Genomic DNA, 710 nt, shown 5'->3' on the forward strand with positions numbered 1-710 from the left:
TGTGGCTAGGAGTGAAAGGCTAATCAAACCGGGAGATAGCTGGTTCTCCCCGAAATCTATTTAGGTAGAGCCTCGGACGAATACTTACGGGGGTAGAGCACTGTTAAGGCTAGGGGGTCATCCCGACTTACCAACCCTTTGCAAACTCCGAATACCGTAAAGTAATATCCGGGAGACACACGGCGGGTGCTAACGTCCGTCGTGAAGAGGGAAACAACCCAGACCGCCAGCTAAGGTCCCAAAGTCATAGTTAAGTGGGAAACGATGTGGAAAGGCCCAGACAGCCAGGAGGTTGGCTTAGAAGCAGCCATCCTTTAAAGAAAGCGTAATAGCTCACTGGTCGAGTCGGTCTGCGCGGAAGATGTAACGGGGCTAAACTATGCACCGAAGCTGCGGATTCAACGTTTACGTTGAGTGGTAGGGGAGCGTTCTGTAAGCCGTTGAAGGTGTGCCGGGAGGCATGCTGGAGGTATCAGAAGTGCGAATGCTGACATGAGTAACGATAATGCGGGTGAAAAACCCGCACGCCGGAAGACCAAGGGTTCCTATCCCATGTTAATCAGGGTAGGGTAAGTCGACCCCTAAGGCGAGGCCGAAAGGCGTAGTCGATGGGAAACGGATTAATATTTCCGTACTTGGTATAATTGCGATGGGGGGACGGAGAAGGCTAAGCAAGCATGGCGATGGTTGTCCATGTGAAAGTGAGTAGG

General features: G+C 52.0%; 1 rRNA gene. It reads left to right on the forward strand.

Annotated features, from left to right (window positions below):
• A 23S ribosomal RNA gene (locus L650_RS0113855) occupies window positions 1-710 on the forward strand; the annotation flags it as partial.

The sequence above is a fragment of the Pseudoalteromonas sp. TB51 genome (assembly GCF_000498055.1).
Lineage (GTDB): Bacteria > Pseudomonadota > Gammaproteobacteria > Enterobacterales > Alteromonadaceae > Pseudoalteromonas > Pseudoalteromonas atlantica.